This window comes from Campylobacter sp. 110 (genome assembly GCF_002383965.1).
GTDB lineage: Bacteria > Campylobacterota > Campylobacteria > Campylobacterales > Campylobacteraceae > Campylobacter_D > Campylobacter_D coli.
This window is the reverse complement of record NZ_NXBD01000041.1, coordinates 1-7,476: the sequence shown is the minus strand read 5'-3', so window position 1 is coordinate 7,476 and position 7,476 is coordinate 1. Positions and strand designations below refer to the sequence as shown.

At 32.1% G+C, this 7,476-nt stretch carries 8 protein-coding genes; all 8 read right to left on the bottom strand.

All coding sequences use genetic code 11. The features are described 5' to 3' along the window. Window positions 1-478: 478 nt before the first annotated feature. Window positions 479-1,015, bottom strand: coding sequence for a metal-dependent hydrolase (locus BGS43_RS05080; RefSeq protein ID WP_011666298.1), 537 nt, complete (start codon window positions 1,013-1,015; stop codon window positions 479-481). Further along, window positions 1,012-1,683: a hypothetical protein gene (locus tag BGS43_RS05075; protein ID WP_096569078.1), complete on the bottom strand. Its 672-nt coding sequence runs from the start codon at window positions 1,681-1,683 to the stop codon at window positions 1,012-1,014. Before BGS43_RS05075 ends, BGS43_RS05080 begins: the two co-directional genes overlap by 4 nt. Further along, window positions 1,680-2,369 (bottom strand): hypothetical protein, encoded by a 690-nt coding sequence (locus tag BGS43_RS05070; RefSeq protein ID WP_057038799.1) that lies wholly within the window; start codon window positions 2,367-2,369, stop codon window positions 1,680-1,682. Before BGS43_RS05070 ends, BGS43_RS05075 begins: the two co-directional genes overlap by 4 nt. A 24-nt stretch (window positions 2,370-2,393) precedes the next feature. Further along, a complete protein-coding gene (locus BGS43_RS05065; protein WP_096569088.1) occupies window positions 2,394-3,026 on the bottom strand; it encodes a recombinase family protein in 633 nt (210 codons plus the stop codon). Between the two features lie 767 nt (window positions 3,027-3,793). Further along, complete coding sequence (locus BGS43_RS05050) at window positions 3,794-4,816, bottom strand: replication initiation protein (RefSeq protein ID WP_057038802.1); 1,023 nt, start codon at window positions 4,814-4,816, stop codon at window positions 3,794-3,796. Between the two features lie 768 nt (window positions 4,817-5,584). Further along, window positions 5,585-6,121 carry a metal-dependent hydrolase gene (locus BGS43_RS05045; RefSeq protein WP_011666298.1) on the bottom strand — a complete coding sequence of 179 codons (537 nt, stop codon included), beginning with the start codon at window positions 6,119-6,121 and terminating at the stop codon, window positions 5,585-5,587. Continuing rightward, the gene (locus BGS43_RS05040; protein ID WP_096569078.1) at window positions 6,118-6,789 is read right to left on the bottom strand and encodes a hypothetical protein; all 672 of its coding nucleotides are present in this window, start codon (window positions 6,787-6,789) and stop codon (window positions 6,118-6,120) included. Before BGS43_RS05040 ends, BGS43_RS05045 begins: the two co-directional genes overlap by 4 nt. Continuing rightward, on the bottom strand, window positions 6,786-7,476 hold a 691-nt coding region (locus BGS43_RS09855), incomplete at its 5' end, for a hypothetical protein (protein ID WP_057038799.1). The genes BGS43_RS05040 and BGS43_RS09855, both read right to left, overlap by 4 nt.

The following is a 7,476-nucleotide window of genomic DNA, read 5'->3' as shown; positions in this document are numbered from 1 at the left end:
TAAATTTTACCCTTTAATAGTTTAAATTTTACCCTTTAATAGTTTAAATTTTACCCTTTAATACCCTCGCAAATCCCTATTTTACAATAGCTAGAAAGCCCCCTAAAAATATATAAAAATATATAAAAAATATAAAAATTCGCGTACGCGTACGCGCGCGAGAAAACAAAAAAAGTTTCGATGATACATTAGGGCGGGGGCTTGTCCGTTCGTTAGCTCTAGGCTAACTTCACGCCCCCGCACCCCGATTATCGCAAATCATTGCACCTTAACAGGTGCGATTTGCTAAACTGATAAGAATGAGTTATAAATAGCTCATAAAAGCTCAGAAACACGTCTAAAATCGTTTTTTTTTAAAAAAAGGTATAAAACCCTTCAAAAAAGTTTTAAAGCAAAATTTGGCTAATTTTGAAAAGAAAATAGAAAAAAGTGATTATCAAAATTGTAAATACAAATTCAAATCTCACAAAACTTTTCATCAAAAAAATTTAAACCTTTTCTCAAGATATTCTTTATTGTCAATAATTTTTTTCTCATTCAATTCTTTGTAATTCATGTAAAAAACGTTAAAATAGCTTGGCTGATCTCGTATGAAAAAATCAACCGAAGGTTTTGCGATTAAAAGCGAAATCGCTAAAAGTCCAAAAGCAAGGATAAATTCCAAAGGCTCACCTGTTTTAATCTTTCCACCAAAAAGAGTAAATTTATTTTTATCTAAAGGCGAAATAGGAACACCAGAAATTGTGAGCGAATCAGCAATCCAGTGACTCAAGTATCCCATTCCAAACCAAAAAAGAAAGTTATTAAAATCAATCACAAAAGAAATGATAATGATTGAAAGCGGAATGATTAAAAAATGGGTTTCGCCGCGGTGCTTAACGTGAATTCCGAAAAATTTTAAAATCCATTCAATCCAATCAGGTGCGGTGCTTCCAAGCATGGCTAAAGGCGTTCCAAAAGGCGAAAAAGGCAAAGAAATCGCGGTGCCAATAGCTAGATGGCTTTTCCAAGTCATTTCAAAAGCCTTTCTAAATTTGGCTTGAAATCATCTTTTACAAAATCAAGCAAATTAAATTTAAGTTCGCTAAGCTCAAGTTCAGCTAGATCAAGCTTCGCGGTTTTTGTATGCAGGGTTTCTAAATTTTTCAAGCGTTCATCAAAGTTCGCCACCGCTTCATTGACACGGATCTTTAGCCGATTTTCTTTTTCTTGCAGGATTAAAATTTCATTGTTGAGATGCGAAATTTCAATTTTTTTAGCAAAAAAATTGCGTACAAATTTAGCGATTTCGTGCCTTTGCTTTCTAATTTCATCTTTTTTCATTCTCGCTTCTTTTGCATCGATAATTTTAAATTCTGCTTGTAGTCCAATGTAAGCATAAGGTCGTAACTTTTCATATTTGTCCGGACTTTCATAATATGAAATTTTAGACTTTTCACCAGCGAAGCCAGAGACGCTAAGGTTAAAGCGTTCTAAAAGCGGTTCAATTTTTATAGCACGATTAACCCAAATTAAATTTACAATTTGATCAACACTAAGCCTTTGGCGTGCCGTGCTTTTTTCATAAATCGATGCGTCCATTTTTGCTAAATTTTCTAAATCTTCTTTCGTGATTTTAGATGCGTTGTAATCACCAAAAAGAGGCATGAGCCAAAGGACTAAAATTAAAATTTTCAATTTCATTTTTGCATTCCACGCATAGCTATTCTTCCAGCGGTAACAAGCAAAGCTAGTTCATACAGTCCAGTTGCAAAAAGCGCTAAAACAAAAAGAACTAAAAGAGCATTTGTTGCATCGATGGAAGCTTTCGAACTCAAAGAAACGATCTCTAATTTTTTTCGGCGTGATTTTAAAATTCCGCCAATTGTTTTGTTAATAGAAATTTCATCTTTTGCAGTCGCGATAAAGCGTTTGCAGTTTCTCAAAAGCTCTTTTGCCATCTCAAGCTTTTTGCCGTTAAGTTTGTCTAAATCATCGATGATTAGTGTAGAATTTTTAGACTTTTCCACAAGTGCAATTATTTTTAAATAATTTTTCGAAGTGTCCAAATTTTCTAAATTTAAATTGGCGTTTTCACCATAAATAAGACGTTTAGTCTCATCATCGTTGTCTAAATTTCGATGAAAAATTTCAGAAAGACTATCGGTTGCATGAAAAAAAATAACATGTTCTTTTTTCCAAAGATCCTTAGCATTTTGTAAAAAAGAATTGAGGCGTTTGGATTTACCAGAAGCATTTATTCCAGTGATTAAAATATCGCTTTTTTTTGAAATGTAAGTTTCTTTTGGCTTGTCAAAAATCGTTTTCTTTTTTCGCAACAAAATTTTAGTGCAATTGCCATCTTTTTTAAATCTAAAATAATGTAACATCTCCCCCCCCCCCCCAATAATGAATTAATAGCGTTTTAAAATACTTTGTACCAACTTATAACTTAACTTTCTATCACTTTCTAAATTTACAATTTTAACTATATCTTTAATCGGTTTTTTTCGAAGTTTGCAAATTCTTTTAATTAAAAGTTGCTCGTGGTGCAGTTCTTTAAGCTTTTTAACGCCATTTTCAAATTTAAATTCAAATCCAAATGGCGGATGTTTTCCGCCCAAAGCTTCGCCACGCCCTTTTTTTAAATTTAATGTATTTTTGATCCGAAAGCGTATTAATTCTTTTTCGTAGTTCGCAAAAACACTTAGTATTTGAAATTTCAAATTTTCATTAATATCATCACCTTTGTTATCAAGGCTAATCAAATTCGCCCCACGTCTTAAAATTTCGTATTTGATCCAGCCTGATTTTAGCAAATCTCTTGAAAGTCTATCAAGCCTAAAAATTATTACATTATCACCATTTTTCAAGCGTTCAAGCATTTTAATTAAAGCCGTTCTTTTGCTAAATTCAGCAGAGCCGCTTATCGTTTCTTTCACAATTTCGTCGATCGTAAATTTAGTTTCAATCGCTTTTAGTTGCATTTCAAAAGAGTTCTTTTGCTTTTTTCCGTCCGTCGAAATTCTAAGATATGCAAAATTCATAAAAACATTTTATCGAAAAAAGATAAAAAATTTCTTTTCTGATGAAAAGAACAAAAAAAATCAAATTTACCCCCTTATATTTTAATTTTAAAGTTATGTTAAAATCAGTTCTCGAAAAGAAAATTTCACAAAAAAGGGCGCCCTGTTGTTATAATTATTTTTAATTAAATTCAAGAAAAAAATTATAATTTTAAGTTTAATCTAAGTTTTAATTTTAATCTAAATTTAGCAATGTAAATTCCAGGATAGCATAACCAAAATACAGAAGCTCCGAGTGTTCCTAATAATAAAGCTCCCCGCGTTGCAATCTTTTTCAGCAATGGAGTTCCCCAGCGATTAAATTTCATTTTAAATTTTAGTTTTGTCTTGTCTTTCTTTTCTTTCGGTATGGCACTCATCGCAGTTTAAATTTTAGCGATTTCGTGCCTATATTGCATCGCGGGAGCTTCTTTGCTTTTTTCGGTACGGTTCCGCGAGACAAATCGCTACACCTCACGCGAAAAAACGCAAAGCTCTTTTTATTACAATGTGAAAGCCTAAAGAATTTAGCTTTTAGCCAAAAGCTAAATTTAGGCTTTTATTTGTTCGGTAACGCTTTTTTCTTTTGATCTTTTTTGCTTCGCGGACGCACGAAAAATTCCGTGCAGTAGCTTCGCAAAAGGGTTTTTTTCGGCTCCTAGCGTCGCGAAAAAAGACGCGAAGGTAGGTTTTTTTGCATGATTTTTTTTTGCGCTTACGCCATGCAAAAAAAAACAAAAAAATTTTAATCATCTAATCCTTTTTCTGAAAGTATCAACCATGTTAAAAAATTGCTCTTGATTTTTAGCATTAAAGTGCATATGATTTCCAAAGTTTAAATTCTCGTATTCATCTCTTTGAAGCTCTACCGCAATAATTTTAAATTCATCAAAATCAAAATCGTTAAATTGCCAAAGCTTGTTATTATAATCAAATCTAACTTGATTAAGTTTCATATTGTTTAAAATCTTTAAATATTTTTGCTCATCGCTCATTATTTTTTGACTTTCATGTTCTAGCTTTTGCATTTGGATATTTTCAGGTTTAAAAGTAAAGGTTATGCCGATAACCTTACCCCCTCTGCCCCTTGTGCCTTTTTGTTTTTCTTTTTCATAAGCAAGATTTTTAAAAGGCACTCTGATTTGATCAAAAAGATTGCGTTCTTTGGTAAGCTCTTTAAGGGCTGGTTTTAAAATAAATTTGTCTATATCTCCAGTCGTTTTATTTTCAGGTATATCCATAATCCTACAAAATTCTTCCCATTCAAAATAAGCTTTGCCTGTGGTTCTGTATTGCTTTAGAAGGCGATAAAGTGTTTTTGTGTATTTGCCACTAAGGCTTACAAACTCGCTAAGCTCAAAAGCTGTGAAATTAGCTGTAAGCTGATTTAAAATATATTCAAAGCGTGGATTAACTTGTATTTCTATACTCTCTAAATCTTTTGAGCTTTCATAAACATAAATTGCAAATTCTGTAAAAAGGTTTATTGTCTTGTGTGCTTCAACTTCTTTTTCTCCCCTAGTTGTTTTTTCAATTATTGTAAAGTCAGCTTTAAAAAATTTCCTTTTTAGAGAAGACACAAATTCCATTAAACTATTATTATCATAACTACTTTTGAGAATGTTTCTTAAGTCCCAAGGATAGAATGTTACTTTGCCTTTTTCTTCTTTAAGTTTTACCATTAAACCACACAATAAATCTTGTTCGATTTCTGTAAAGCTAGGTAATTTTATTTTATTAAAATCGTTATGATATTTAACTATGTCGCTCATTTTTAGACCTTAAAATAGCTAATCAAGGCGAGGGGCTTTACTGCCCCTGCGGTTTCGCTAGAAAAATACTTCAATTTTAAGTTTAAAAAACCTAAAATTTAGATATAATCTCACAAAACGCTTACTATGTCGCTTCATAGTTAAGCCTTGATTTTGAATTTCCGCCAAGAGTGAAAACTCAAGGCGGATTTTTTATTATATTTTATTTTTTGGTATTTGTCAATATAATTTTACCCTTTAATAGTTTAAATTTTACCCTTTAATAGTTTAAATTTTACCCTTTAATAGTTTAAATTTTACCCTTTAATAGTTTAAATTTTACCCTTTAATAGTTTAAATTTTACCCTTTAATACCCTCGCAAATCCCTATTTTACAATAGCTAGAAAGCCCCCTAAAAATATATAAAAATATATAAAAAATATAAAAATTCGCGTACGCGTACGCGCGCGAGAAAACAAAAAAAGTTTCGATGATACATTAGGGCGGGGGCTTGTCCGTTCGTTAGCTCTAGGCTAACTTCACGCCCCCGCACCCCGATTATCGCAAATCATTGCACCTTAACAGGTGCGATTTGCTAAACTGATAAGAATGAGTTATAAATAGCTCATAAAAGCTCAGAAACACGTCTAAAATCGTTTTTTTTTAAAAAAAGGTATAAAACCCTTCAAAAAAGTTTTAAAGCAAAATTTGGCTAATTTTGAAAAGAAAATAGAAAAAAGTGATTATCAAAATTGTAAATACAAATTCAAATCTCACAAAACTTTTCATCAAAAAAATTTAAACCTTTTCTCAAGATATTCTTTATTGTCAATAATTTTTTTCTCATTCAATTCTTTGTAATTCATGTAAAAAACGTTAAAATAGCTTGGCTGATCTCGTATGAAAAAATCAACCGAAGGTTTTGCGATTAAAAGCGAAATCGCTAAAAGTCCAAAAGCAAGGATAAATTCCAAAGGCTCACCTGTTTTAATCTTTCCACCAAAAAGAGTAAATTTATTTTTATCTAAAGGCGAAATAGGAACACCAGAAATTGTGAGCGAATCAGCAATCCAGTGACTCAAGTATCCCATTCCAAACCAAAAAAGAAAGTTATTAAAATCAATCACAAAAGAAATGATAATGATTGAAAGCGGAATGATTAAAAAATGGGTTTCGCCGCGGTGCTTAACGTGAATTCCGAAAAATTTTAAAATCCATTCAATCCAATCAGGTGCGGTGCTTCCAAGCATGGCTAAAGGCGTTCCAAAAGGCGAAAAAGGCAAAGAAATCGCGGTGCCAATAGCTAGATGGCTTTTCCAAGTCATTTCAAAAGCCTTTCTAAATTTGGCTTGAAATCATCTTTTACAAAATCAAGCAAATTAAATTTAAGTTCGCTAAGCTCAAGTTCAGCTAGATCAAGCTTCGCGGTTTTTGTATGCAGGGTTTCTAAATTTTTCAAGCGTTCATCAAAGTTCGCCACCGCTTCATTGACACGGATCTTTAGCCGATTTTCTTTTTCTTGCAGGATTAAAATTTCATTGTTGAGATGCGAAATTTCAATTTTTTTAGCAAAAAAATTGCGTACAAATTTAGCGATTTCGTGCCTTTGCTTTCTAATTTCATCTTTTTTCATTCTCGCTTCTTTTGCATCGATAATTTTAAATTCTGCTTGTAGTCCAATGTAAGCATAAGGTCGTAACTTTTCATATTTGTCCGGACTTTCATAATATGAAATTTTAGACTTTTCACCAGCGAAGCCAGAGACGCTAAGGTTAAAGCGTTCTAAAAGCGGTTCAATTTTTATAGCACGATTAACCCAAATTAAATTTACAATTTGATCAACACTAAGCCTTTGGCGTGCCGTGCTTTTTTCATAAATCGATGCGTCCATTTTTGCTAAATTTTCTAAATCTTCTTTCGTGATTTTAGATGCGTTGTAATCACCAAAAAGAGGCATGAGCCAAAGGACTAAAATTAAAATTTTCAATTTCATTTTTGCATTCCACGCATAGCTATTCTTCCAGCGGTAACAAGCAAAGCTAGTTCATACAGTCCAGTTGCAAAAAGCGCTAAAACAAAAAGAACTAAAAGAGCATTTGTTGCATCGATGGAAGCTTTCGAACTCAAAGAAACGATCTCTAATTTTTTTCGGCGTGATTTTAAAATTCCGCCAATTGTTTTGTTAATAGAAATTTCATCTTTTGCAGTCGCGATAAAGCGTTTGCAGTTTCTCAAAAGCTCTTTTGCCATCTCAAGCTTTTTGCCGTTAAGTTTGTCTAAATCATCGATGATTAGTGTAGAATTTTTAGACTTTTCCACAAGTGCAATTATTTTTAAATAATTTTTCGAAGTGTCCAAATTTTCTAAATTTAAATTGGCGTTTTCACCATAAATAAGACGTTTAGTCTCATCATCGTTGTCTAAATTTCGATGAAAAATTTCAGAAAGACTATCGGTTGCATGAAAAAAAATAACATGTTCTTTTTTCCAAAGATCCTTAGCATTTTGTAAAAAAGAATTGAGGCGTTTGGATTTACCAGAAGCATTTATTCCAGTGATTAAAATATCGCTTTTTTTTGAAATGTAAGTTTCTTTTGGCTTGTCAAAAATCGTTTTCTTTTTTCGCAACAAAATTTTAGTGCAATTGCCATCTTTTTTAAATCTAAAATAATGTAACATC